This window comes from Pseudochrobactrum sp. XF203, assembly GCF_020341615.1.
GTDB lineage: Bacteria > Pseudomonadota > Alphaproteobacteria > Rhizobiales > Rhizobiaceae > Pseudochrobactrum > Pseudochrobactrum saccharolyticum.
The window spans coordinates 283,305-307,517 of the sequence record NZ_CP084392.1 but is presented as its reverse complement, the minus strand read 5'-3'; the positions used below and the strand labels follow the sequence as shown (position 1 = coordinate 307,517).

Sequence of the window (24,213 nt, the reverse complement as noted above, 5' to 3'; positions counted from 1 at the left end):
TCCCTGCGAAATTAGGCGCGTGATATGAAATGAAAATGTAAGTTAGATTACACTTCCATGAAAGTTCTGAATCAGATTTTTGACAAAAAAGCCGCCGGAAATTCCGGCGGCTCTGTTCTGCTATTGGATTCAGCAGTTTGGCTATCAGCCGCCGTGCTTTTCAAGAAAAGCTTCAATTTCAAGTTTGCGGAAATCATCCAGTGCATCACGCAGGCGCTGATGATCCCAGTCCCACCATGCCAGAGCTTCGAGACGCTCGACAATCGCATCGGAAAAACGCTGACGAATGAGTTTGGCAGGCACGCCGCCAACAATCGTATAAGGCGCGACATCTTTGGAAACGACCGCACCGGAACCGATGACCGCGCCATTGCCGATTTTAACACCAGGCAGAACGGTTACACCATGCCCCAGCCATGTATCATGACCAATGGTCACTTCATGGGCGCGGCGCCATTCAAAGAAATCCGCTTCCTGCTCGGCATCCGGCCAGTAATCATTGGCGCGATAGGTGAAGTGATGCAGCGTTGCGCGCCACATCGGATGATTGGTGGCATTGATACGCACAGAGGCTGCAATATTCGCAAATTTACCGATCTTGGCGCACCAGACCATGCCGTCGCGCTCAATATAGGAATAGTCCCCCATTTCCGTTTCAGAAATACGACAACGGGTACCAATTTCCGTATAGCGGCCGAATGTGCTGTCGGAGATTTCCGTATCCGGATGGATAAACGGCTGTTCTGACAATCGGGTCATGCATCTGCTCCCTGACGTACATAACCCGGAGCAAATTCCGTCACGTCGATGATACGATCAGCCACGGCTTCACGCACATCTTCATCATGGAAAATGCCGAGCATCGCCACGCCCTCTGTTTTTTTGCGACGGATCAGTTCCATAACAACTTCACGGTTTTTGGCATCGAGCGATGCGGTCGGCTCATCGAGCAACAACACCGGATGATCGGTGATGAATCCACGGGCAATATTCACACGCTGCTGCTCACCACCTGAGAACGTGGCTGGCGGCAGATCCCACAGGCGCTGCGGCAGATTGAGCATGGCCAGCAATTCACGCGCTTTATCCTGAGCTTGCTCGCGATCAACACCACGGGCAAATAACGGATCAGCCACCACATTCAGTGCGCTGACACGCGGCACAGTGCGCAAAAACTGGCTGACATAACCAATCGTATCGCGGCGCACAGCCATAACGGTGCGAGGATCAGCCGAGGCAATGTCAATCTGCTTGCCGTGATGGCGCAGAATGATCTGGCCTTCGTCCACGGCATAATTGCCATAGACCATTTTCAGGATAGAGCTTTTACCGGCACCGGACGGGCCGCCAAGCACAGCACATTCACCGGCTTTCAGTGCAAAGAAAACATTATTCACCACCGGCAATTTAATGCCGCCCTGCAAATGCATGGTGAAGCTCTTTGCCACTTCCGAAACAATAAGGGGCATAGTCATGATTAAACCTGCAAAATCGAGGAAACAAGCAGCTGCGTATAAGGCGCCTGCGGATCATCCAGTACGCGATCAGTCAGACCGGCTTCGATGATATGACCATCTTTCATCACCATCATGCGGTGGGACAGCAGACGAGCCACTGCCAGATCGTGGGTCACAACAATCGCAGCCAGACCAAGATCGGCCACCAGACCGCGCAACAGATCAAGCAGGCGTGCCTGCACGGATACGTCCAGACCACCGGTCGGCTCATCCATGAAAATCAGACGCGGTGCAGTCACCAGATTGCGGGCGATCTGCAAGCGTTGACGCATACCGCCGGAGAATGCACGCGGCTGGTCATCAATACGGTCGGCGGAAATTTCCACACGACCAAGCCAGTCGGTCGCGGTTTCACGGATTTTGCCATAATGGCGGTCACCGACAGCCATCAGACGCTCGCCGACATTGGCACCGGCGGAGACGGTCATACGCAAACCGTCAGAAGGGTTCTGATGCACAAAGCCCCAGTCGGTGCGCATCAGAAAACGGCGCTCGGCCTCACTCATGCGATAGAGATCACGGAACTGGCCGTCACGCATCCGGTATTCCACAGCGCCGACTGAAGGCTGCAAGCGTGTGGCAAGACAGTTGAGCAGTGTCGTCTTACCGGAGCCACTCTCGCCGACGATGGCCAGCACTTCACCCGGATACAGTTCAAAGGAAACATTGCTGCAACCAAGGCGGTTGCCATAGAATTTCGACAATCCGTTTACACGCAGCAAAGGCGTATCATGATTTATATCGCTCATTGGGCTGCCTCCAGACCTGAGGACGCTTGTCCGATATCTTTGTTATTTGCAGAGAGATGGCCAACATGGCCGTCGGCCTGTCGTGTTTCGCAATAATCGGTGTCGGAGCAGACAAACATGCTGCCGCCCTTGTCATCCAGCACCACCTCATCGAGATAGACACCCTTGGCACCGCACATGGCGCAAGGCTGGGCGAATTTCTGCACCTCAAACGGATGATCTTCGAAATCGAGGCTCACCACTTTGGTATAAGGCGGCAGAGCGTAAATACGCTTCTCACGTCCTGCACCAAACAGCTGCAAAGCCGGTGACATATGCATTTTAGGATTGTCGAATTTCGGTGTCGGTGAAGGGTCCATTACATAACGGTCCTCGACTTTCACCGGATAGGCATAGGTCGTGGCGATATGGCCGTGGCGGGCAATATCCTCATAGAGTTTGACATGCATCAGGCCGTATTCTTCCAGCGCATGCATTTTGCGGGTCTCTGTCTCGCGTGGTTCCAGAAAACGCAACGGCTCAGGGATCGGCACCTGATAGACGAGGATCTGGCCTTCTTTGAGCGGTGCTTCCGGAATACGGTGACGGGTCTGGATGATGGTTGCATCTTCCGTGCGGGTCGTCACTTTAACCTGTGCGGTCTTTTCAAAGAATGCACGGATCGACACGGCATTGGTTGTATCATCCGCACCCTGATCGATCACTTTCAGCGTATCATCGGCACCCAGCACCGCAGCAGTTACCTGCACACCACCGGTACCCCAGCCATATGGCATCGGCATTTCGCGGCTTGCAAAAGGCACCTGATAACCTGGCACCGCAATCGCTTTAAGCAATGCACGGCGGATCATCCGCTTGGTCTGCTCATCAAGATAAGCAAAATTATACTGCATCAGAACGCTCATTCTGCGGCTTCCTTCTGTACTTCTTTCTGGGCATCATTGGCAGCATTGTGGCTGGCATATTCGGCACGCATACGGCGGATCAGATCAAGCTCAGCCTGAAAATCCACATAATGCGGCAGTTTGAGATGCTCGACAAAACCGGTCGACTGCACATTGTCGGAATGGGAAATCACAAATTCCTCATCCTGTGCCGGCGCGGTAATATCTTCTTCAAATTCTGCGGTACGCAGCGCACGGTCACAGAGCGACATCGACATAGCCTTGCGTTCGCTCTGACCGAAAACCAGACCATAACCACGGGTGAATTGCGGCGGGCGGGTTGCAGAACCGGCAAACTGGTTGACCATCTGACATTCGGTGACCTGTATGCTGCCCAGCGATACCAGACCACCGAGTTCCGGCACATCCAGTTCAACTTCAACTTCACCGATGCGGATTTCACCAACAAACGGATGCGTACGGCCATAACCGCGCTGTGTGGAATAACCCAGCGCCAGCAGGAAGCCTTCATCACCGCGTGCCAAAGCCTGCAAACGCAGATCGCGTTCCATCGGGAATGTCCACGGCTCGCGGGTCAGATCGCCCGGCACATGGCCTTCCGGCATCTCGCCATCCGGCTCGATCATACCATTGGCACCGAGAATATCGGTCACGCGCGGCATGTCCTCACCAACTGTCTCATCATCGCGCTGCACACCTTGTGCCACCGGATGATCACCGGCCATTTCAGGATCCAGCAGACGGTGGGTGTAATCGAAGGTCGGCCCCAGAAGCTGGCCGCCCGGCAGATCTTTAAAGGTTGCAGAAATGCGGCGCTCTGCCAGCATCTGCGCTGTGTCCAGCGGCTCGGAATAACCAAAGCGCGGCAAGGTTGTGCGATAGGCACGCACCAGAAAAATCGCCTCGATCAGATCACCGCGCGATTGGCGGATTGCCAGCGCTGCCAGTTCACGGTCATAAAGCGCACCCTCGGCCATAGCACGATCAACGGCCAGACCCAGCTGCTCCACGATCTGCTCCAGCTGCAAAGCCGGAACTGAGCGGTCACCACGGCGGCGGTCACCCAGCAACTGATGTGCATTCTGAATAGCGGCTTCACCGCCTTTAACTGCAACATACATGGTTCAATTTCCGTTTTTAATAAGTTTGGTACTGCGCGGCAGTGCGGCAACAGTTTTTGGCGCTGCAAAAACCAGATCCACACCACGCGGGAACAAGGCCGCATTGGCAACCCATTGTTCATTGAAACGTACCGGTAAAGCACTTGGTGCAAAGTCACGGACATGCTCAATGCCAGGCCCCTGAAGCTGCAAAGTCTGCGCACCTGCAAAACCCTCGATCGCCATAACGATAGTGGCCGAGCGATCCGGATATTCCGATGTACCTTTGGCAAAAACATCCAGCGGCGGCATTTGAGTAATATCGCTGACCAGCGCAAAATTCGCCTCACCAATTTCGGAAACCAGCACAAAGCCAGTCTGGAATGCGAGCCATTCACGCACAGCGCTGCTTGCAGCCAAATGACTGTCGAGCCAGACCTTGGTGTCATGATCGAACAATGCCTGCGCAATAGCACCGAGTTCCGGTGTCAGCGGCAATGGCGGCTGCGTTTCTGCTGTCAGCGGCTGGATCGTGCCCGGATTAGCCAGCGCATCCATCAATGCGCGGAAACAGGTCTGCGCATCATAAACGGCATCAGTGAAACCACCTTCAAAAGCCTGATTATCAAAAGCCATCAGTCGTCTCCCCGAACCATGGTGAAGAAGTCCACTTTCGTTGCCGCGGCTTCACGGCGACGCTGGGTGCTACGAACATCAAGACGCTGTGCAATTTTCTGCAACAGATCACGCTCAACAGCCTCACGGCTCTGCGGTGCCTGCCACAAAGCATCGGCAATCGCTGCCAGACGCGCTTTTTCATGATCGCGTCCCAGCGCATAGGAGTGACCGACCAAACCTTCCGAGGAAGTACCGGACGACACACGCACAGTCGCACGGGTCACTGTCGTTTCGCCCAGATTGAACGGTGCTCCGCCACCGCCGATACGGCCGCGCACCATCACCAGTCCGGTTTCAGGGCCGCGCAGCACATCAACCTGTGGCTGCTCTGCCTGATTACTCCAGAAGGAAGCCAGCTCCTTCAATTCCGCCTTTGCCAGCAAAGCGGCAACTTTGCGCCGTTCGCCTTGCAGCTTTTCGGGTAAATTCTCGGTTTCATTCTTCATTTGACACACCGCTCTAAATTGTCTATTTATCTATACAACTAGACATTAATTATTGTCTTAAACGCTCTTAGTGACAAGCGCATGACAATCAGCGGGGCTGCGGCAAATTAAATGGCAGAGACAACAAAAATCGCCCGAAACAGCGGTGTGGCCGTCTGGCGGCAGATTGCCGATGAAATTCGCAGGGAAATTAAACACGGACATTTCAAGCGCGGTGAAAAGCTGCCGCCGGAAATGACACTGGCTGCCCGCTTCGGCGTCAACCGCCATACGGTGCGCAGTGCCATTGCGGCTTTGACACAGGAAGGCGTGTTACGGGCTGAGCAAGGGCGCGGTACATTTATCGCCAATGCCAAACGCCTGACCTATCCCATCAGCAAGCGCACCCGCATGTCCACCAGTCTGGCCGAACAGATCACGCAGCAGGAACGCGTCATCCTCTCGCACAGGATTGAAAAGCCCTCAGCCGAGGTCGCCCATGCTTTGCAGCTTAGTGATGAAAATGCGCAGGTGCATTATTTTGAAACCCTGTCCATTGCTGATGGTCAGCCGGTTTCCATGTCCGATAGCTGGTTTGACCAACAGCGTTTTCCGCAATTTGATGAATTTTACAAGGCCAGCGGCTCAGTCACAAAAGCACTGAAGCAATCGGGCGTTGAGGATTATTTCCGCAAATCCACACTGATTTCCGCACAGCACGCCAACGGACAGGATCTGCTGCACCTGAAACTCACACCGGGGGCGATTGTGCTCACGGCGCAGTCGGTCAATGTCGATACCAATGGCGTGCCGGTGGAATATTCAGCAACACGCTTTGCGGCTGACCGCATGGAATTTTCTATCGAGAGCATGTCGCTCAATGAAGAATAAAAACTATTGCCTGCATTAAGTTTCTGTCGTTAGCTGCGGCCTGTTCATAATTCCAGCCACAGGATCAGCAGCATGGCATTTTATCTCGGTCTTGACCTCGGCACGTCCGGCCTCAAAGCACTGCTGATTGATGAAGAGCAGAAAATTATCGCTTCTGCCCATGCAGAGCTCCATGTCTCCCGCCCGCATCAAAGCTGGTCAGAACAACAGCCGCAAGACTGGATAAAAGCCGCAGAAGCAGCAATCACCCGGCTAAAAGCGGAACATGGCACTGCGCTTTCGAATGTGCGTGGTATCGGCCTTTCCGGTCAGATGCATGGCGCGGTTCTGCTGGATGAGCAGGATCAAGTGTTGCGCCCCGCCATTCTCTGGAATGATACACGCAGCCATGCCCAAGCCGCGCAACTGGATTCTGATCCGCAATTCCGCGCGCTCACCGGCAATATTGTCTTTCCGGGTTTTACCGCGCCTAAATTGCTTTGGGTGAAGGACAATGAACCGGAGATTTTCGCCCGCATTAAAAAGATCCTGCTGCCGAAAGATTATCTGCGTCTGTGGCTGACCGGCGAACATGTCAGCGAAATGTCCGATGCCTCCGGCACATCATGGCTCGATGTGGCACAACGCAAATGGTCGGCTGATCTGCTGGCAACAACAGAGCTTGATGAAAGCCAGATGCCACGCCTTGTAGAAGGCACGGATGTCTCCGGCACATTGCGCGCAGAGCTGTGCCAACAATGGGGCATGGCACCGAATGTAGTTGTTGCCGGTGGTGCCGGAGATAATGCGGCCTCCGCCTGTGGTATCGGCACGGTGAAAGCCGGACAGGCCTTTGCCTCGCTCGGCACATCCGGTGTGTTATTTGCCGCCAATGACAGTTTTCTGCCGCGTCCTGATAGTGCCGTTCATGCCTTCTGCCATGCTCTGCCGCAGACATGGCATCAGATGGGCGTTATCCTCTCCGCGACCGATGCCCTGAACTGGTACAGTACCATCACCGGCCATGAAGCTGCGGCGCTGACGCAAGAGCTCGGCGATGATTTGCAGGCTCCATCAGGAGTGACCTTCCTGCCTTATCTTTCCGGCGAGCGCACCCCGCATAATGACAGCCTGATCCGCGGTAGTTTCACAGGGCTAAGCCATAGCGACAATCGTGTGGCACTCACTCAAGCCGTGCTTGAAGGCGTGGCTTTCTCCTTCCGCGACAATCTGGAAGCTCTGGCAAAAGCCGGTACACAGCTTGAAAGTGTCATGGCTATCGGCGGCGGCTCACGCTCGGCCTATTGGCTAAAAGCACTGGCAACCGCACTGAATATGCCGGTTCACTTGCCTGCCGATGGTGATTTCGGCGCGGCTTTCGGGGCAGCACGGCTTGGACTGATTGCGGCGGAAAAGGCCGATGCGCTGGCTATTTGCACCGCTCCGCAGATTATCAAAACCATTGAGCCGGATCAAAAACTTCATGCGGCTTATGAGGCAGCCTATCAGCGCTACACGGCGCTTTATCAGGCATTAAAGCCGTAAAGCCTCAAAAGCGAGTTTCGGCACAGCATCAACCAGTTGCCGCGTCGGCTCGGTCAGCGGGTTTTGCAGCACTGTATTCGGCACACCCTGTTCAACAATCTCGCCCTCATGCAACACCAGCATCCGGTCACAGAAAGCCCGTACCAGTGCCAGATCATGCGATATAAACAGATAGGCAATGCCATTTTCGCGCTGTAAATCGGCCAGAAGATTAAGAATTTTCGCACGCACAGATACGTCCAAAGCCGATACCGGCTCATCCAGCACGATCAGATCAGGCTTGCACAATAGCGCGCGGGCAATGGCCACACGCTGACGCTGACCACCGGAGAGTTCACGCGGGTAGCGGTCAGCCATATCCGCTTTCAGACCAACCCGTTGCAAGACTTCAGCAATTTGCTGGTTCGTATGCTGCTGACTACCATGCAAAACCAGCGGCACCTGCAAAATCTGGCTGATCGTATGGCGCGGATTGAAAGCCGCCAAAGGGTCCTGAAACACCATCTGGAATTGAGCCCGTTTTTCCCGCAGCGCGCTGCCCTGAAGGGCTGTAATATCAGTGCCGTTGAGAATGATCTTACCACTGTCCGGCTCGTTCAACCGCATAATCAATCGCGCCAAAGTGCTTTTACCAGAGCCGGAACGCCCGACTAGCGCCAGTGTCTCACCGGCATGGAGCGTGAGATTGATATTCTTCAAACCTTTTGAAGGGGCTTTACCAAAAGCTTTATTGAGGCCGGCAATCTGCAAAACCTCGCTCATAGCGCACCGTCAATCTCAGGCAGACGCGGCTGCTTCACCCAGTCCAGTCCGATATGGGTTGCCAGCAAAGCTTTGGTATAATCATGCTGCGGTGCGGTGATCACCTGTTCAGCCGTGCCGATTTCCACCAGCTCCCCGCGATAAAGTACTGCAATCCGATCGGCCAGTTGTGAGGCCAACGCGATATCATGGGTCACAAACAGCATTGTCAGCCCTTGCGCCCGCACCAAACCATCCAGCAATTGCGCCACATGATTTTGCACCACCGTGTCCAGCGCACTGGTCGGCTCGTCAGCAATCAGTAATTGCGGCTGTGCGGCTAAAGCTGCGGCAATGGCAATACGCTGTTTCTGCCCGCCGGAAAATTCATGCGGATAGCTGCGTATGCGCTGCTGACTGTCCGGTATTTGCACTTGCTGCATCAGTTCTGCCGCTCTTTGACGTGCTTCAGTCCACGAGATTTTAAGATGCGTGACGATCACTTCCGCAATCTGGTCCCCCACCCGCATCATCGGATCAAGCGACCCGTCAGGATCCTGAAATACCACGCCGATATCGCGACCGGCACGCGGCTCATGCGCTAAAGCCGGAAAGCGGATTGTACCGGCAATTTTAGCACTGGCGGCTAAGAGACCTGCAATTGCCATAGCCAATGTGGTTTTACCGGAACCACTCTCACCAATCAGCGCCAGTCTTTCACCTTGCTTTAGCTCAAAACTAACAGGGTGCAGCACAGTTTGCACACCATAGCGAACCGTCAAATTCTGTACAGCAAGAAAGACCTCAGACATTGCCGCGCTCCCTCGCTGATGATGGGCGACGCGTCAGCGCCTGTCCGGTGAGATGCACGGCAAGAACGGTGACCACCAAGGCCAGCCCCGGAATGATGGAAAGATAAGGAGCAGAGCGCAGCACGCTGCGCCCTTCGGCAATCATTGTGCCCCATGTCACGCTGTTCGGATCGCCAAAGCCCAGGAAGGCCAGTGAGGCTTCAATCAGAATAGCCGCCGCGACCGAAACCGCCGCAAGCGATGCAGCTGGCCCAAAGGCATTGGGTAGGATTTCCCGAAAGGCAATGGAGAACGGCCCCTGCCCCAGCGTACGGGCAGCGGCGACGAAATCGCGCTCACGCAGAGACAGAACTTCCGCCCGTGTCACCCGCGCAGCTTGTGTCCAGCTACCGATGCTGATTGCAACAATCAGCGTCGGAATGCTTGGCCCCAGCACATTGATCATCGCCAGCGCCAGCAAAAATCCCGGCACAGTCTGAAACGCCTCAGTGATCCGCATCAGCACATTATCGGCAAGGCCACCTAGAAATCCTGCCAATGTGCCGATCAGACTACCCGCAATCAGCGCAGCGGCTGCGGAACTCAGCGCCACCAGCAAAGTCGTCCGTGCACCATGAAACAGTCCTGCCAGCACATCGCGCCCCAACCGGTCTGTACCGAGCCAATGGGCATAATTCGTGAATGGCCGGATGAGCGGTTCTCCGGCGATTGCCAGCGGATCACCGGCAAACAGTAACGGTGCAGACAGCGCCATAAGCCCTAAAAGTATAAGGAGACCAATACCGGCTTTGCCCTGTTTGTCCAAAGTCTGAAAAAATTTCATTGGCGCTGGCTCCGCACCCGCGGATCAAGCCGCGCATAGGCCAGATCAACCAGCAGATTGGCAATGATCACCGCGAAAGCACCAAACAGAATAACGCCAAGCAACAAGGCCGTATCGCGTTTGGCAACGGCCTCTGCAGCCAGACGACCAAAACCCGGAATGGCAAAAACACTCTCAATCACCACACTGCCGCCAAGCATCACACCGGCTTGCAGGCCTAACATTGTCACCACCGGCAAAACCGCATTACGGGCAATGTGCCGCCAGATGATGCGGTGCGAAGAGATACCGCGGGCTTTAAGCGCCTGCACAAACATTTCCTGATGCAGATCGGCCATGCGGTCACGCATCAGCCGCAGATAGAGCGTGAGATAAACACTGGAAAGCGCTGCAACCGGCAGGATCAAATGGCGACTGATATCTGCCGCTCTGGCCAGTCCTGTTTTGCCGGATGCAATGGTTTCCAGCCCGCCGATTGGCAGCCAGCGCAATGTTACGCCGAAGATCACGATCAGCACCAAGCCCAGCCAGAAACCCGGCACGGCATAAAGCGCCAGTGAGGTCAGCGATAACAACCGGTCACGTTTGGAATGCGGTTTAGCACCGGCCACGATGCCAAGCAGAGAACCGGCAAAGAATGCCAGAAATGTCGATACGCCCATCAGCAGTAGTGTTGCCGGAAGCCGCTCCAGAATGACATCCAGCACCGGACGCTGAAAAGCCGAGGACCAGCCGAAATCACCGGAGAACAGCGCCGTGACATAGGCAAAGAACCGCTGCAACGGCCCCTGATCCAGCCCCCATGACTGGCGCAAAGCTTCAAGCTGCTGCGCATCCGCCCCGCCCATCTGCGCCACATAAGCATCCACGGCATCGCCGGGGGCAGCTTCCAGAATGAGGAAGCTACCCACCAAAACAATACCCAGAACCGGAAGGATACTGGCAAGACGACGGAGGAGAAACGGCACTGATATTTACTCTTGCAAACCGGTATTCGCCCAGCCGGAAACCGCCCAGCGCGGATTATCCGAGACATTCTGCACGCGTTCGCTGGCAACCGTGATGAAAGAGAAATCCGCGACATTGATCAGCGGCAGGTCTTCTGCCACCAGACGTTGCAAATCCTGATAGATACCTGCACGCGCCTTATCATCAAGCGTCACCGCACCTTTAGCGATCAGTGCATCGACCGCATCATTCTTATAGCCATATTGATTGGTAAATGGCGCACCGGCAGGCAAGCCGCTCTGGAACAGCACTGTCGTCGAGATTGCCGGATCGGAGCGATAAACCGGCGTAGCCACGGCAATATCAAAATCATGATCGGTGTAGACCGCTTTGAGATGCGCCGGTGAATCATTGGCGACAATCACTGCATCAATACCGATTTTCACCAGTGCCTGACGCAGATAATCGCCGAATTGCTTGGTTTCATTGAAGAATGGTGCAGGTAGCAGCTTCAGCTTAAAGCGGATACCATCAGCGCCCTTCTTATAACCGGCCTCATCCAGTAGGCTTTCAGCCTTGGCAATATCAAAAGCATATTGCTTCGTATCCTTCGCATAGAAGACCTTATCAAAGGCCGGTACCGGCCCTGTCGCCGGTTTGGCATAGCCGAGGAAAATCGTCTTAACCACAAAATCCTTATCAATCGCATGGGCGATAGCTTGGCGCACTTTCACGTCAGCGAGTTCTTTGCGGCGATGATTAAGTTCCACACTGAGCTGATAGGTCAGCGCCTCATAGCCATTGGCATAGATTTTCAGACCCGGCACTTTGGAAATCCGCTCCAAGTCGGCCAGCGGCACAGCAGAGAAAGCGGCCAGTTGGATCTGGTCGGCTTCCAAAGCATTACCCGCAGATGCACGATCCGGCAGCACCTGATAGACAATCTCATCCAGCGCAGGGGCTTGTTTGTCCCAATAATTCTCATTGCGTTTCAGCAGATAATATTCACCCGGCTTATGGTCGCCATAGACGAATGGCCCCGTGCCCACCAGTTTTTCATTGGCAGGGTTTTTGGCAATGTCTGTGCCTTCATAAAGATGTTTCGGCAGTACTGAAGTCACCACCGGCAAGGCATTACGGATCAGCTGAAACGGTGTCGGTTCGGAGAAGCGGAAGACAGCTGTATGCTCATCCGATGTCTCAACGCTTTCCAGATTTTTGAAAACCGAGCGGCCGAGATTTTGCAACTTCTTCCAGACTTCCAACGCCGAAAAAGCCACATCAGCAGAGGTGAGCGGCTTGCCGTCATGCCATGTCACGCCTTCACGCAGTTTGAACGTGGCAGACAACCCGTCTGCCGAGCCTTCCCAGCTGGTAGCCAGCAGCGGCTTCAAACCATCCGGATGCTGAGCATCAACATAAGCCTGCTCGGCCAAAGTCTCGATAACCTTGCTCGCCACATAAAAAACGCCGTTTGAGGCGACAATTGCCGGATTAAGATTTGCCGGTTCGCTATCCGCGGCCACAACCAGACGACCACCGCGCACCGGCTCAACGGAGGCCTGTTTTTCAGCCGTTTGTGCGAAAGCAAAACGCGGCAGAACAGAAAGAGCCGCTACACCGGCAGTTCCCGCCAGCAGAGCACGTCGATTAAGCGTCAATCTTGTCATAATAACCTGTCCCTCTGTCACGGATTAATCCGCAATAATCCCAAGCTTCTTCAATGCACCGGCCAAAGCCTCAACAGCCTTTGCCGCAAATTCCGGTTGCGCTGATGCCCCCATATGACCGATACGCAAAACCTTACCGGCAGTATCCTTGCGGCCAAGCGATACCAGCACATCATGGTCGCGCAGCATCAAATCACGCAAAGCCACATCGCTGATACCATCCGGCACTTTGAACACTGTCGCAGTCGGTGCCGCAGTGGCTTCCTGACGCGGCCATAAGTCCAGCCCCAGTGCTTTGACACCTTCACGGGCAATTTGCGCCGTTTGCGCATGGCGTGCCCAGACATTTGCAGCACCTTCCGCCAGATAAAGATCAAGCGCCGCATTGAGAGCATAAATTTCTGCAACAGACGGCGTTATCGGAAAAGCATTGCCTGCGCGCCATGCCTCTTTCCAGTCCAAAAGGCTCAGGAATGATGCCCGTGGTGCATCAGGGTTCGCCGCCATTTTCTGCCATGCACGCTCACTCACTGCTGCGAGCGTCAGACCCGGTGTACTGCCCAGACATTTGGACGGCGATGTAATGAAAATATCCGCATGCACGGCTTCAGGATGCACATCCATGCCGCCAAAAGATGAGACCGCATCGACAATCAGAAAAGCACCATGACGCGCGGCAATGGCACCGATCTCCGCCAAAGGATTGAGCGTGCCCGAAGGCGTATCGTGATGGCAAACGGCAATAATACTGATGTCAGGGCGCTGTTTAAGTGCAGCCTCTACAGCCTGCGGATCAATCACATCATCATAATCCACTGCCAGTTCAATGACTTCACGGCCGTAGCGCGCAGCCCAGGGGCCAAAGCCTTTGCCATAGACACCCGATACCAGATTAAGCACCACATCCTGACGGGCGATCAGACCCGCAGCTGCCGCCTCAATACCGAGAATGGCTTCACCCTGCATAATCACCGGTTGATTGCCGGTACGCATGACCTGCGCCAGCTTCTCAATCACGCTTTGATAAAATGTCTGAAACGTATCCGTATAATCATACAAAACCGGCTGCCCTAATGCCCGAAGAACTTCCGGATAGGCCGGTACCGGACCGGTTGTGAGCATATAGGCAGGCACTTGCAGCATGGGATCATTGACCAGTTTAAAAACAGCATCATAGGAGCGGTTTCCCCCATCTCCAAGAGGGATAATTTTCCACGATCAGCAATTATTGGAATTTGATTTCTTTTTACGAGCAGAGATGAAATATCCCACTGTATTCTTTTCTGCAGGCAAAGAAGATCGTGCAATCACAGAAGCTCTCTTCTGCCTGTGACAAACAGACTTGCGACAAGTTTCCGGCAGAGATTCCGGTTTCGCTCTCAAAGCAGATCGCGTACAAGACGCAAGATCAGTTTCTTTCCGGCCAGCAGGTAAAGTCTGATCAGTCATGATCGCAACGCACCTGTCACCACGGATGAAACTGACCAATGTCATATCATCGAAGGTATTCAGAATTGCGCGCTCTTCTCCTCTCTGCCTCCGCTCTTACCGCTATTACATTTTCTGCCGCACTGGCCGCTCCGGCTCTGGCGCAGGATACTGCTAAAATCGCACCGAAAATCATGGTTATCACCATGTTCGGTCAAGAAGCCAAACCTTGGGCTGAGGGCGAGAAATTCACGCAGCAGATTAAGCTGGCCGGTCTTAATCCGGAATATCCGAATGTTGACTGCACTGACGAAGGTCTGTGTCACATGACAACCGCCATGGGTTTTGCCAATGCGGCGAGCTCGGTCTCCGCCATGGCACTCAGCGAAAAATTCGATCTCTCCAAAACCTATTTTCTGATTGCCGGTATTGCCGGTGTTGATCCGAAACACGGCACCCTCGGCTCTGCTCACTGGGCAAAATTTGCCGTTGATGCTGACCTCAACCACCGCATCGACCAGAGCGAAGTGCCGGATACATGGGAAACCGGCTCTTTTGCACTTGGTGCCAGCAATCCGACCGAAAAAGCAAAATGGTCAGCAGGTACAGAAGTTTATGCCCTGAATGCCAAACTCACAGATTATGCTTTCAGCGTGACCAAGGATGTGGAACTGCTGGATGGTGATGGCGCGAAAGCCTATCGCAAACATTACAAGGGCGATATTGCAACCGGCGCACCGATTGTCAGCATGTGCGATACGCTCTCCAGCGACACCTATTGGCACGGCATTAAAATGGCTCTGTTCATGGAAAAATGGGTTGAACTGCTGACTGACGGCAAAGCCACCTATTGCACCTCGCAGATGGAAGATAATGCTACTCTGACGGCACTGAAACGTGCATCCGAAGCTGGCAAACTGGATTTCGACCGTATTGCTTTGCTGCGTACTGCATCGAATTTTGACCGTCAGGGCGAAGATCAGGATGCTCTGGAATCGCTGAAATCAGAATCCGGCGGTTTTAAACTGGCGACCACCAATGCCTATCGCGTCGGCAAAGCCTATGCACAAACCATTCTGACCGGCTGGGACAAGTGGCAGGAAGCGCCTCAGACTGACAGCGCAAAATAATTTAAGCATATGAAAAAGCCCCGCACAGAGCTTTCTGTGCGGGGCTTTTTCATATCTTATAAATCACGATGCGCGGTTGATCGCATCACCAAGGATCGAAACAATCTTGCCGATCTCTTCCTTGCTGACGATCAGCGGTGGTGAAAGGGCAATCACATCACCGGTTACGCGGATCAGCAGACCTTTCCTGAAGCAATCGGTGAACACATCATAAGCGCGTGCGCCAACAGCACCGTCACGCGAAGACAGTTCAATACCCGCCACCAGTCCGAGTGTACGGATGTCGATGACATTCTTCGCGGATTTCAGCGAGTGGATTGCTTCCTGCCAGTCATCCGCCAGTTCGGCGGCGCGGGTCAGCAGCCCTTCTTCCGCATAAATATCCAGCGTTGCAATCCCTGCCGCACAGGCTGCCGGATGACCGGAATAAGTATAGCCGTGGAACAGTTCAATCGCGCCTTCAGGCCCATGCATCAGACCATCATAAATATGACGGCTGGCAAAAACCGCTCCCATCGGAATGGCACCATTGGTCAGACCTTTTGCAGTGGTGATCAGATCCGGTGTAACACCAAAATAATCTGATGCAAACGGCGAACCAAGACGGCCGAAGCCGGTGATCACTTCATCGAAAATCAGCAGAATGCCATGTTTCTTGGCAATAGCAGCAAGGCGTTCCAGATAGCCTTTTGGCGGCACCAGCACACCGGTTGAACCGGCCAGAGGCTCAACAATCACAGCGGCAATAGTTTCCGCACCATGCAGCGCGACCATGCGCTCCAGATCATCCGCCAGTTCGGCACCATGTTCCGGCTGACCTTTGCTGAAAGCATTCTTCTCAAGATCATGGGTATGACGCAGATGGTCTGCACCCGGCAGCAGCGGAAACACACGGCGGTTATTGACCAGACCACCGACAGAAATACCGCCGAAGCCTACACCATGATAGCCGCGCTCACGCCCGATCACGCGGGTGCGTGTGCCCTGACCAATAGCGCGCTGATAGGCAATCGCGATTTTCAGAGCGGTATCAACGGATTCTGAACCGGAACCGGCGAAGAACACACGGTCGAGAATTTTGCCGTCACCGCGCGGTGCAATTTCACCAAGGCGGGTGGCAAAATCGAACGCAATATTATGCCCCATCTGGAATGTCGGTGCGAAATCCATAGTCGAAAGCTGTTTTTCGACGGCGCTGGCAATCTGCTTGCGACCATGACCGGCATTGACGCACCACAGACCCGCAGTACCGTCCAGCACGGAATTGCCGTCCACATCCGTGTAATACATGCCTTCAGCTGTAGCCAGCATGCGCGGCGCAGATTTGAACTGGCGGTTTGCCGTAAACGGCATCCAGAAACTGTCAAGCTTGGGACTATTGGTTAAATCAGTCATTGTTTCGCTCCTCGCCGGCGCAATTTTCCAAACGGAAAACCGTCCTCTCCCTTATATGTGGCTAAGAGTTGGCCATGCTTCGGAGAGCGAAACAAGTCTATTTCTTGTGCTCATTATCGCCTTGATCTACTTGGTAAAAAATATAAAATGTTTAAAATATTTAACAACCTCAACAGCGGAAACAGATACCCATGACCGGTGAGATCGATATTGGCGGCCGTTTGCGCTTCATCCGTGAAAAATCGGGGCTTTCACAACGCGAGCTGGCAAAGCGCAGCGGTGTGACCAATGCCACGATTTCGCTGATTGAGGCCAATCAGACCAATCCTTCAGTCGGCGCGTTGAAACGCATTCTCGACGGCCTGCCGATCGGCATGTCGGAGTTTTTCGCCCTGCAACCGGATATGCCACAAAAGGCGTTTTATCAGTCTGAGGAGTTTGTCGAGATCGGCAAAGGCAAAATCTCCTACCGGCAGCTGGGCGACAATTTGTTCGGGCGGGCGCTGCAGATTCTCAAAGAACGCTATGAGCCGGGCGCCGATACCGGCAAAGTACCACTGGTACATGAAGGTGAGGAAGGCGGCATTGTTATTGCCGGTCGTCTGGAAGTGACTGTTGACAGTGAGAGGCGTATATTGGGACCGGGTGACGGTTATTATTTTGAAAGCCGGCGCCCGCACCGGTTTCGTTGTGTCGGGCCGGTAGCCTGCGACGTTATCAGCGCCTGTACACCGCCGACTTTTTAAGTAATGAATTTTTAAAGACAGAACGGAGAACCAATCATGGCACCACAGGATATCGCTTTGCTGAAGCCGGTATTGCGGATTGATTTTCCTGAAAATGCGCGGCTGGGGCGCGGCAAGATCCAGTTGCTTGAACATATTCGCGACACCGGCTCGATTTCAGCGGCAGGTCGCGCCATGGATATGTCCTATCGCCGTGCATGGCAGCTGGTTGATGCCCTGAATTCCATGTTCAGCGAACCTTCCGTCACCTCTCAGCGCGGCGGCAAACAAGGCGGCGGCGCAGTCCTCACTCCCTTCGGAGAAGAACTGATCCGCCGTTTTCGTCATATGGAAACCACCCTCGCGCAAGCTTTGGGCGATGATATTGAATGGCTGAACAAGAATCGTACCGCGTAAAGATTATTTACTGCGCAGGCGCGGCACAATTACATGAAGAATAGCCACAATAATCAGCCCGCCGATAACCGACATATGTTCAACAGCCACATGCATTTTAGCAACGGCTTCTGCCCCTTCTGCCCGCCAGAAAGCGTGGGAGACCGGAATTGTCATGGCGGTGAACACACCCAGCGCACCGGCACCCAGCCAGACCAGTGAGCCACCCCGAATAATCAGAGCGGAACCGATCAGTTGCACGGCAATGGTTAGTGCCGCAAACAAGGCTGGCACCGGCAGATTATTTGCTGCCATTTCAGCCACCGCAGCCGGAAAATCAAAGAGTTTGGCAATCCCGCTCAGCCAGAATGTCATGGTCAGCAAAATACGCGCCAACAGCTGAATAACGGGCATGGATAATAGCTGATAAATCCAGTTCGGGCTCATAATATTCCTCCTGTCCGGTCGTTGCGTACAAGCCAGCCATGCAGCAGTGTCTGCAAAGCATCGTCTATAGTCTGGCGCTGCATTTCCACACTCACATATTGCCCCAGCAAAGCCAGACTGAGCAGATTTTCAACAATCATATCGTGGAAATGGGTAGCCATAATATGAGGATCACCCTGTCGCAGACTGCCGTTCTCTACATGCGGGGCAATGGCCTTGGCGAAATAATGCCGCGCCATTTGCGGGCCTTTTTCAAACCATGTCCGTGTAATTGCCGGAAACCGTCCCGATTCCGCGATAACCAGCCGCTGAAACGCCACGTGATGCTCTTCCATCAGAACAGTCAGCAATTGACGACCCAACCGTTCCAGTCCGTCTTTCAACGGCAACATGGAAACATCCAGATCTTTGATCCCGTAAGTGAAAGTCTCACTCATTTGCGAGATAACAGCCATGAACAGGCCTTCTTTATCCCCGAAATGATTATAGAGATTGGTCTTTGAACCACCGGCCTGACGCATGATTTCATCAACCGACACGCCCTCATAGCCATGTTCCAGAAACAGGGCACCGGCGATGGTTCTGATCTGCTCCCGCCGCTCTATACCGCGGCGGGTAATCCGGACTGGTTTTTCTGTGCTCATTCAGCCGCCTCCGGTTGTTTTTCTGTCTGTTTCTCAGCATCGGTAATCTTATGATGGTGCCGAGCCGGTCTGAATGATCTGCGATCAACCAGCTGACCATAGAGCAAGCTTCCCAGCACCAGAACAATGCCGCCAAGTTGCAGCCAGCTTGGCACCATATCATTAAAAACAGCATCCATAATAAAAGCTGTCACCGGAGCGAGCAGGAAGAACGGAGCAACTGCGGATGGTCCTGCGCCCTCAATACCACGGAACCACAAAGCGAAAGCCAGCGCCGTCAGGAAGAGTGCAAGAATGACAAAACCGGCAAAGTTCACGAGCGTAACAGAAGACGGAATGTCCTGAAAAATCACAGCAAGGATTGCCAGTTCAACGCCACCGACAACCAGCTGCCAGCCAGTGAATGCAAGCAAAGAACACGGGCGACCCCATTTATGGACATAGATACCACCCAGTGCCACAGATAAGGCCGCGCCTAAACCCGCAAGCACACCGATCATATCCATCTGCACACCACCGCGCAGCACAACAAGGCTGACACCAACGGCACCCAGCAACACGCTGAAAATCTTATGACCGGTCGGAATAACCTGCATCAGCGGCCATGCGAGCAGAATAGTGAAGAGCGGTCCCAAAGCCTGAATGGTTGCCGCCACGCCGCCCGGAAGGCGCAAAGCAGCAACAAAGATCAGGCCGAAAAATAAACCGGCATTGAGCGTGCCAAGCACAAGAATTTTCCACCACCATTCACGCGGCAGCATTGTGCGGGCAAACAGCAACAGCGGAATACCACCACCCAAAGCGCGGATTGCACCGATAAAAACCGGATTATGCGGCAGCATGTTGGATGAAACAATATAGGTGAAGCCCCATAGAATAGTGGCCAGTGCGGCTGCAAGTTTAGGATTCATAATCTGTCCTGTCCTTCAATTTGCAGCATCAATATCATACCATACGGTATCGTATCAATTAGTCGGATTGATGGACACTGCGTTCACAATTAACAGACAGAGCTGGCCTGCATGCCCGACTAGAGCATTTCACAGTCAAGTTGGATCAACTTGACGCCCGTGATAATGCGGCAAATTAAAGAATCTAGAGCGTGCACTGTGATCCAGTCAGGACGTAAACCGCTCTAGGGCACAATTACACAAGCATTATCTGCAGGGTGCAGGAAGCAGAGATCCTAAACCTCGGCCGCACGGTTCTGCGCTTCAAGCAATTGGCGGTAGAGACCTGATTTTGCTTCCAGCAACTGCTGATGACTGCCCTCTTCCGCCACACTGCCGTCCTGCACAACAACAATGCGGTCAGCATTGGTGATTGTTGCCAGACGATGTGCGATCACCAAAGTAGTGCGCCCGACCGACAATTCCGACAGGGATTGCTGAATGGCGCGCTCTGTCTCTGTATCAAGAGCGGAAGTTGCCTCATCCAGAATAAGGATCGGCGGGTTTTTCAGGAAGATACGGGCAATCGCCAGACGCTGTTTCTGCCCGCCGGAAAGCTTGACACCGCGCTCACCGATAATCGTATCCAGCCCCGCCGGCAGACCGGCCACGACATCGCCCAGACGCGCGCGTTGCACAGCATCCATAATCTCGGCATCACTCGCATCAAGGCGGCCATAGGCGATATTCTCACGGATCGTGCCTGCAAACAGGAACACATCCTGACTGACAATGCCGATATTGCTGCGCAGGGATTTCAGCGTCATATCGCGGATATCAATACCGTCAATGCTGATAGCACCGCCGGTCACTTCATAAAAACGCGGCAGCAAAGAACAGATCGTGGTTTTGCCCGCACCGGAAGGCCCGACAAATGCAATGGTCTCGCCAGCCTGAATATCGAGGTTCAGATTATGCACGATCGGACGATTATCCTGATAACCGAAGGAAACCTGATTATAACGGATATTGCCCTGTAATTTGCCTGCATCGCGGGCATTGGCGCGGTCAGCAATATCCGGACGCGTATTCAGGAACTCCAGATAGCGCTGAAAACCGGCAATACCTTTCGGATAACTTTCAATCACCGAATTGATCTTATCAATCGGCCGGAAAAACACCCCTACCAGCAGCAGGAAACCGACAAAACCACCGGCACTCAGGTCGCCGCGAATGACAAAATATGCCCCGCACAGCATCACCACGACCTGAATAAAACGCATCGACAAATAGCTCAGCGATGTGGAGGCCGCCATCACCTTATAGGCTTCAAGCTTGGTGCTGCGGTAATTCTGATTATCCTCGGCAAACAACGCGCGTTCATGGTCTTCATTAGTGAAAGCCTGCACCACACGGATACCGCCGACATTTTCCTCAATACGCGCATTGAATGCCGCCACACGGCCATAAAGTGCGCGCCATGTCGTAGTCATGCGACCGCCATAGCGCAATGTCACCCATGCAGTGACCGGCACGATCAGCGCTGTAATAACAGCCAGTGTCGAATGTTCCCAGAACATCAGAATGAAAGCGCCGATCAGCGTCATGATCGCGATGAACAGATCTTCGGGACCGTGATGGGCGACCTCGCCGATCTCTTCAAGATCTTTGGTCATACGCGCCACAAGATGGCCGGTCTTCTGATTGTCGAAATAGCCGAAAGAGAGTTTCTGCAAATGATCAAAGGCTTTGCGGCGCATCTCGGTTTCAATATTGATCCCGAGCATGTGCCCCCAATAGGTCACCACCACTTGCAAACCGGCATTGAAAATATAAACGCAGAGCAAACCGGCGGCCGCGAGAGCAATCAGCCCCCATTCATTGGTCGGCAGCAACCGGTCGATGAATAATGTAACAGCCACCGGAAAAGCCAGCTCCAGCAAACCGGACAATACCGCACTGCAAAAATCGACAGCGAACAGAAGCTTATGCGGACGATAATAGGCAAAAAACCGTTTCACGATATCCGGCATTACAATCTCTCCCGTCGTCCCGCCTGCAAAATCTGACATTATCATTCAAGTTACTGGCGGTTGTAGCCAAAAACCTTCAGCTTGCAACAAGATAAGTGCCTGATTGCCAGTAAATCGGCTGGAATGATCTATCAAAAACCGGCAATAACGATAACCGGCCAGAATATTTTACGAAGTAGCAGAAAACCGGATGGCCGCGAGAAGACCTTTGCTCTGCGTTGCTTTCTGCAGGATCAGATGCCCTCCATGCAAAGCCGCAATTTCCTCGACAATCGACAGACCAAGACCACTGCCTTGCGGAGCATGTCCTGTGTTTTTTGCAACAGAGCCGCGGTCAAAGCGGTTGCGGATCAGGGAAAGCTGCTCTTCAGGCACGCCCTTGCCATTATCCTCAACCTCAAGGAAAACAAGCTCACCCTGCCTGCGCACACGCACAGTCACGACGGCCTCAGTGCCCGCATAAAGCAGCGCATTGCTGATCAGGTTTTTCAAAGCCTCTTCCAGCAGCAGCCGGTCGCCCTGCACGGTCAGACTGGCCTCCCCTTCATAGCCCAGATCAATATCTCCCCGCGCTGCCTCACGCACGTAATCACCGGTGATCTGCCGCGCCATTTCAGCAAGATCAACAGATCCGAGCACTTGCACAGTCTGGTCACCGGATGCATCAATTTTAGCCAGCAACAGCAACTGCGCCAGAATTCGCTCGGCATGCGCCACGGCCTGGTCGGCCTGCGTGACCGCTTCCAACATGGATTGGCGATCCTGACTACGCTGGGCAAGAGCAAGCTGTGTCCGCACCACTGCCAAAGGTGTGCGCAACTGATGGCTGGCATTGCCGGTGAAATGGCGCAGTGCATCCAGCGCCGACTGCAACCGCACCATGAAAGAATTGACCGTCTCTACCAACCCCTGCACTTCATTGGGCACATGCTCGCTGATCGGGTGCAAATCCTGCGGATTGCGCTCGGCAATCGCATCACTGAGGCGGTAAAGCGGACGCAAAGCATAGGTCACGGCAATCCAGACCACCAATGCGGTTCCCACAATCATAAACAGCAACCGCAGGGCTGAACGCAGTAAAAGCGTATGCGTGAGCTGCCGACGCGCCATAGTTGTCTCGGCGACAGTCACTGTAAAGGGCACGGAATTCACACCGGTCGAGGCGGAACGGCGCAGCAAAGCCAGCCGGATCGGCTCACCGCGATAGGTTCCGTCGCCAAATTCTACATCCTTATTTTCCGGATTTTTCAGCAGCGGCAGTGTTTCATAACCGGTAATAAACTGGCCGGGCGGGCCGTCCACCCGATAAAACACCCGATCCTGCGCGGCAGAAGTGAGCATTTCCAAGGCGACATAGGGAATATCCACTTCCAGATCACCATGCTCGGACACCACAACACGCTCGGCAATCGCCAGCGCCGAACCACTCAGCACACGATCCGCCACCTTATTGGCCGTGCTGACAGCTTCCTGATACGTATCCCCCAGCGCAATCAACCCGATCAGCATAGTTGAAACCAGCAACCAGCCAAGCAAACGTCTGCGCAGAGAATAGCTGTTTTTCCTCATTGTGTATCCGCGGGCAAATCCACAGTTTCATCCGTTGTGATAACCGGCTGGGTGCCGGACAGACGATCCAGATAATATCCCAGCCCCCGCGCTGTCCTGACCGTCAGCCCGTAAGGCGCAAGCCTTTTGCGCAAGCGGCTGACATATTGCTCAATGGCATTGGAACTCAGATCATGGTCAAAGCCGCTGAGAGACTGCACAATCGCTTCTTTGGCAACGACCTTACCGCCGCGCACAAAGAGCAGTTCCAGCAAGCCAAGTTCCCGCGCCGGAATATCAATCGATTGTCCGGCAGCGCTAAAGCTGCGTGTATTCAAATCCAGTGTGACCGCACCGAAATGCACCAGCGCATGACGCAATCCCGCCTGACGCCGCAACAGCACGCGTACCCGCGCCTCAAACTCGCTGATATCGAACGGCTTAATCATATAATCATCTGCGCCGAGATCCAGCCCGCGCACGCGTTCTTCCGGTGTACCGCGCGCGGTCAGAATGAGCACGGCCGCCTGATTATGCCGCGCACGCATGGCACGCAGCACATCCAGCCCGTCCATCTCCGGCAGGTTGAGATCAAGAATCACCAGATCAAAATTCTCAGCCGCAGCGGCGGCATGGGCAGACGCACCGTCTTCAACAATATCAACCGCATAGCCGCTACCACGCAACAAAGCGCCCAGCCCTTCCGACAGCGCCTTATTATCTTCAACCAGCAAAATCCGCACGCTGACAACATCTCCCTGCTGCCCTGTTGCAGCCCGTATTGTTTCTCCCCG

25 protein-coding genes are annotated in these 24,213 nt (G+C 54.0%); 5 read left to right on the top strand and 20 right to left on the bottom strand.

The genetic code is table 11. From position 1 onward, the window contains the following. Positions 1 to 144: 144 nt before the first annotated feature. From LDL70_RS01275 to phnG, 7 genes are read right to left on the bottom strand one after another with little or no spacing between them, the layout of a single operon-like run. Positions 145 to 759: a DapH/DapD/GlmU-related protein gene (locus LDL70_RS01275; protein WP_022710283.1), complete on the bottom strand. Its 615-nt coding sequence runs from the start codon at positions 757 to 759 to the stop codon at positions 145 to 147. Then, complete coding sequence (gene phnL, locus LDL70_RS01270) at positions 756 to 1,475, bottom strand: phosphonate C-P lyase system protein PhnL (RefSeq protein ID WP_075654161.1); 720 nt, start codon at positions 1,473 to 1,475, stop codon at positions 756 to 758. Before phnL ends, LDL70_RS01275 begins: the two co-directional genes overlap by 4 nt. 2 nt (positions 1,476 to 1,477) lie before the next feature. Further along, a complete protein-coding gene (gene phnK, locus LDL70_RS01265) occupies positions 1,478 to 2,266 on the bottom strand; it encodes a phosphonate C-P lyase system protein PhnK (RefSeq protein ID WP_022710285.1) in 789 nt (262 codons plus the stop codon). After that, on the bottom strand, positions 2,263 to 3,171 hold the full coding sequence (locus LDL70_RS01260; protein ID WP_225686156.1) for an alpha-D-ribose 1-methylphosphonate 5-phosphate C-P-lyase PhnJ: 909 nt from the start codon (positions 3,169 to 3,171) through the stop codon (positions 2,263 to 2,265). Before LDL70_RS01260 ends, phnK begins: the two co-directional genes overlap by 4 nt. Continuing rightward, positions 3,168 to 4,292 (bottom strand): carbon-phosphorus lyase complex subunit PhnI, encoded by a 1,125-nt coding sequence (locus tag LDL70_RS01255; RefSeq protein ID WP_225686154.1) that lies wholly within the window; start codon positions 4,290 to 4,292, stop codon positions 3,168 to 3,170. The genes LDL70_RS01260 and LDL70_RS01255 overlap by 4 nt, the downstream gene beginning before the upstream one ends. A 3-nt stretch (positions 4,293 to 4,295) precedes the next feature. Next, positions 4,296 to 4,907 carry a phosphonate C-P lyase system protein PhnH gene (gene phnH, locus LDL70_RS01250; RefSeq protein ID WP_225686144.1) on the bottom strand — a complete coding sequence of 204 codons (612 nt, stop codon included), beginning with the start codon at positions 4,905 to 4,907 and terminating at the stop codon, positions 4,296 to 4,298. Further along, positions 4,907 to 5,395: a phosphonate C-P lyase system protein PhnG gene (gene phnG / locus LDL70_RS01245; RefSeq protein ID WP_022710289.1), complete on the bottom strand. Its 489-nt coding sequence runs from the start codon at positions 5,393 to 5,395 to the stop codon at positions 4,907 to 4,909. Before phnG ends, phnH begins: the two co-directional genes overlap by 1 nt. A 111-nt stretch (positions 5,396 to 5,506) precedes the next feature. Between phnG and phnF the strand changes: the two genes are divergently transcribed. Both phnF and xylB read left to right on the top strand, forming a co-directional pair. Next, the gene (gene phnF, locus LDL70_RS01240) at positions 5,507 to 6,265 is read left to right on the top strand and encodes a phosphonate metabolism transcriptional regulator PhnF (protein ID WP_075654157.1); all 759 of its coding nucleotides are present in this window, start codon (positions 5,507 to 5,509) and stop codon (positions 6,263 to 6,265) included. Between the two features lie 72 nt (positions 6,266 to 6,337). After that, on the top strand, positions 6,338 to 7,789 hold the full coding sequence (gene xylB, locus LDL70_RS01235; RefSeq protein ID WP_225686142.1) for a xylulokinase: 1,452 nt from the start codon (positions 6,338 to 6,340) through the stop codon (positions 7,787 to 7,789). On the opposite strand, the gene LDL70_RS01230 is transcribed toward xylB, so the two are convergent. Genes LDL70_RS01230 through ppaT form a run of 6 tightly spaced genes read right to left on the bottom strand, consistent with a single transcriptional unit; the run spans position 7,778 to position 13,926 of the window. Next, positions 7,778 to 8,551: an ABC transporter ATP-binding protein gene (locus LDL70_RS01230; RefSeq protein ID WP_225686140.1), complete on the bottom strand. Its 774-nt coding sequence runs from the start codon at positions 8,549 to 8,551 to the stop codon at positions 7,778 to 7,780. The genes xylB and LDL70_RS01230 overlap by 12 nt on opposite strands. Further along, positions 8,548 to 9,342 carry an ABC transporter ATP-binding protein gene (locus tag LDL70_RS01225; RefSeq protein ID WP_225686138.1) on the bottom strand — a complete coding sequence of 265 codons (795 nt, stop codon included), beginning with the start codon at positions 9,340 to 9,342 and terminating at the stop codon, positions 8,548 to 8,550. The genes LDL70_RS01230 and LDL70_RS01225 overlap by 4 nt, the downstream gene beginning before the upstream one ends. Continuing rightward, positions 9,335 to 10,165 (bottom strand): ABC transporter permease, encoded by an 831-nt coding sequence (locus LDL70_RS01220; protein ID WP_225686136.1) that lies wholly within the window; start codon positions 10,163 to 10,165, stop codon positions 9,335 to 9,337. The genes LDL70_RS01225 and LDL70_RS01220 overlap by 8 nt, the downstream gene beginning before the upstream one ends. Beyond that, complete coding sequence (locus LDL70_RS01215; RefSeq protein WP_225688301.1) at positions 10,162 to 11,139, bottom strand: ABC transporter permease; 978 nt, start codon at positions 11,137 to 11,139, stop codon at positions 10,162 to 10,164. Before LDL70_RS01215 ends, LDL70_RS01220 begins: the two co-directional genes overlap by 4 nt. Further along, positions 11,140 to 12,783 (bottom strand): ABC transporter substrate-binding protein, encoded by a 1,644-nt coding sequence (locus LDL70_RS01210; RefSeq protein WP_225686134.1) that lies wholly within the window; start codon positions 12,781 to 12,783, stop codon positions 11,140 to 11,142. A gap of 24 nt (positions 12,784 to 12,807) precedes the next feature. Further along, positions 12,808 to 13,926, bottom strand: a complete 1,119-nt coding sequence (ppaT, locus tag LDL70_RS01205) for a pyridoxamine--pyruvate transaminase (protein WP_225686133.1) — start codon at positions 13,924 to 13,926, stop codon at positions 12,808 to 12,810. A 344-nt stretch (positions 13,927 to 14,270) separates the two neighbouring features. Here ppaT and LDL70_RS01200 point away from each other — a divergent pair, with 344 nt between their 5' ends. Continuing rightward, a complete protein-coding gene (locus LDL70_RS01200) occupies positions 14,271 to 15,341 on the top strand; it encodes a purine nucleoside permease (protein ID WP_370637740.1) in 1,071 nt (356 codons plus the stop codon). Between the two features lie 63 nt (positions 15,342 to 15,404). On the opposite strand, the gene LDL70_RS01195 is transcribed toward LDL70_RS01200, so the two are convergent. Beyond that, complete coding sequence (locus LDL70_RS01195) at positions 15,405 to 16,736, bottom strand: aspartate aminotransferase family protein (protein ID WP_225686129.1); 1,332 nt, start codon at positions 16,734 to 16,736, stop codon at positions 15,405 to 15,407. Between the two features lie 191 nt (positions 16,737 to 16,927). Between LDL70_RS01195 and LDL70_RS01190 the strand changes: the two genes are divergently transcribed. Together LDL70_RS01190 and LDL70_RS01185 are read left to right on the top strand one after the other, a co-directional pair. Beyond that, entirely contained in the window at positions 16,928 to 17,482 is a 555-nt protein-coding gene (locus LDL70_RS01190) for a cupin domain-containing protein (protein WP_022710301.1), read from the top strand. 36 nt (positions 17,483 to 17,518) lie between these two features. After that, positions 17,519 to 17,878, top strand: a complete 360-nt coding sequence (locus LDL70_RS01185) for a winged helix-turn-helix domain-containing protein (RefSeq protein WP_225686127.1) — start codon at positions 17,519 to 17,521, stop codon at positions 17,876 to 17,878. 3 nt (positions 17,879 to 17,881) lie between these two features. Here LDL70_RS01185 and LDL70_RS01180 read toward each other — a convergent pair whose 3' ends face one another. From LDL70_RS01180 to LDL70_RS01155, 6 genes are all read right to left on the bottom strand, one after another. Continuing rightward, entirely contained in the window at positions 17,882 to 18,304 is a 423-nt protein-coding gene (locus LDL70_RS01180) for a DoxX family protein (protein ID WP_225686125.1), read from the bottom strand. Continuing rightward, a complete protein-coding gene (locus LDL70_RS01175) occupies positions 18,301 to 18,948 on the bottom strand; it encodes a TetR/AcrR family transcriptional regulator (protein ID WP_225686124.1) in 648 nt (215 codons plus the stop codon). Before LDL70_RS01175 ends, LDL70_RS01180 begins: the two co-directional genes overlap by 4 nt. Continuing rightward, on the bottom strand, positions 18,945 to 19,859 hold the full coding sequence (locus LDL70_RS01170; protein WP_075654148.1) for a DMT family transporter: 915 nt from the start codon (positions 19,857 to 19,859) through the stop codon (positions 18,945 to 18,947). Before LDL70_RS01170 ends, LDL70_RS01175 begins: the two co-directional genes overlap by 4 nt. A gap of 275 nt (positions 19,860 to 20,134) precedes the next feature. Continuing rightward, positions 20,135 to 21,871, bottom strand: a complete 1,737-nt coding sequence (locus LDL70_RS01165) for an ABC transporter ATP-binding protein (protein WP_225688299.1) — start codon at positions 21,869 to 21,871, stop codon at positions 20,135 to 20,137. Positions 21,872 to 22,039: 168 nt separating this feature from the next. Further along, complete coding sequence (locus LDL70_RS01160) at positions 22,040 to 23,440, bottom strand: sensor histidine kinase (protein ID WP_225686122.1); 1,401 nt, start codon at positions 23,438 to 23,440, stop codon at positions 22,040 to 22,042. Continuing rightward, positions 23,437 to 24,162: a response regulator transcription factor gene (locus LDL70_RS01155; protein WP_225686120.1), complete on the bottom strand. Its 726-nt coding sequence runs from the start codon at positions 24,160 to 24,162 to the stop codon at positions 23,437 to 23,439. Before LDL70_RS01155 ends, LDL70_RS01160 begins: the two co-directional genes overlap by 4 nt. Between the last annotated feature and the right edge of the window lie 51 nt (positions 24,163 to 24,213).

Bases quoted from the DNA above. Each gene is read 5' to 3' on its own strand.
- phnG (WP_022710289.1), bottom strand. From the start codon at position 5,395: ATGAAGAATGAAACCGAGAATTTACCCGAAAAGCTGCAAGGCGAACGG.
- LDL70_RS01160 (WP_225686122.1), bottom strand. From the start codon at position 23,440: ATGAGGAAAAACAGCTATTCTCTGCGCAGACGTTTGCTTGGCTGGTTG.
- LDL70_RS01175 (WP_225686124.1), bottom strand. From the start codon at position 18,948: ATGAGCACAGAAAAACCAGTCCGGATTACCCGCCGCGGTATAGAGCGG.
- phnK (WP_022710285.1), bottom strand. From the start codon at position 2,266: ATGAGCGATATAAATCATGATACGCCTTTGCTGCGTGTAAACGGATTG.
- ppaT (WP_225686133.1), bottom strand. From the start codon at position 13,926: ATGCTGCAAGTGCCTGCCTATATGCTCACAACCGGTCCGGTACCGGCC.
- phnH (WP_225686144.1), bottom strand. From the start codon at position 4,907: ATGGCTTTTGATAATCAGGCTTTTGAAGGTGGTTTCACTGATGCCGTT.
- LDL70_RS01255 (WP_225686154.1), bottom strand. From the start codon at position 4,292: ATGTATGTTGCAGTTAAAGGCGGTGAAGCCGCTATTCAGAATGCACAT.
- LDL70_RS01165 (WP_225688299.1), bottom strand. From the start codon at position 21,871: ATGCCGGATATCGTGAAACGGTTTTTTGCCTATTATCGTCCGCATAAG.
- LDL70_RS01190 (WP_022710301.1), top strand. From the start codon at position 16,928: ATGACCGGTGAGATCGATATTGGCGGCCGTTTGCGCTTCATCCGTGAA.
- LDL70_RS01220 (WP_225686136.1), bottom strand. From the start codon at position 10,165: ATGAAATTTTTTCAGACTTTGGACAAACAGGGCAAAGCCGGTATTGGT.
- LDL70_RS01230 (WP_225686140.1), bottom strand. From the start codon at position 8,551: ATGAGCGAGGTTTTGCAGATTGCCGGCCTCAATAAAGCTTTTGGTAAA.
- LDL70_RS01225 (WP_225686138.1), bottom strand. From the start codon at position 9,342: ATGTCTGAGGTCTTTCTTGCTGTACAGAATTTGACGGTTCGCTATGGT.
- phnF (WP_075654157.1), top strand. From the start codon at position 5,507: ATGGCAGAGACAACAAAAATCGCCCGAAACAGCGGTGTGGCCGTCTGG.
- LDL70_RS01195 (WP_225686129.1), bottom strand. From the start codon at position 16,736: ATGACTGATTTAACCAATAGTCCCAAGCTTGACAGTTTCTGGATGCCG.
- LDL70_RS01210 (WP_225686134.1), bottom strand. From the start codon at position 12,783: ATGACAAGATTGACGCTTAATCGACGTGCTCTGCTGGCGGGAACTGCC.
- phnL (WP_075654161.1), bottom strand. From the start codon at position 1,475: ATGACTATGCCCCTTATTGTTTCGGAAGTGGCAAAGAGCTTCACCATG.
- LDL70_RS01260 (WP_225686156.1), bottom strand. From the start codon at position 3,171: ATGAGCGTTCTGATGCAGTATAATTTTGCTTATCTTGATGAGCAGACC.
- LDL70_RS01180 (WP_225686125.1), bottom strand. From the start codon at position 18,304: ATGAGCCCGAACTGGATTTATCAGCTATTATCCATGCCCGTTATTCAG.
- LDL70_RS01275 (WP_022710283.1), bottom strand. From the start codon at position 759: ATGACCCGATTGTCAGAACAGCCGTTTATCCATCCGGATACGGAAATC.
- LDL70_RS01185 (WP_225686127.1), top strand. From the start codon at position 17,519: ATGGCACCACAGGATATCGCTTTGCTGAAGCCGGTATTGCGGATTGAT.
- LDL70_RS01200 (WP_370637740.1), top strand. From the start codon at position 14,271: ATGTCATATCATCGAAGGTATTCAGAATTGCGCGCTCTTCTCCTCTCT.
- xylB (WP_225686142.1), top strand. From the start codon at position 6,338: ATGGCATTTTATCTCGGTCTTGACCTCGGCACGTCCGGCCTCAAAGCA.
- LDL70_RS01170 (WP_075654148.1), bottom strand. From the start codon at position 19,859: ATGAATCCTAAACTTGCAGCCGCACTGGCCACTATTCTATGGGGCTTC.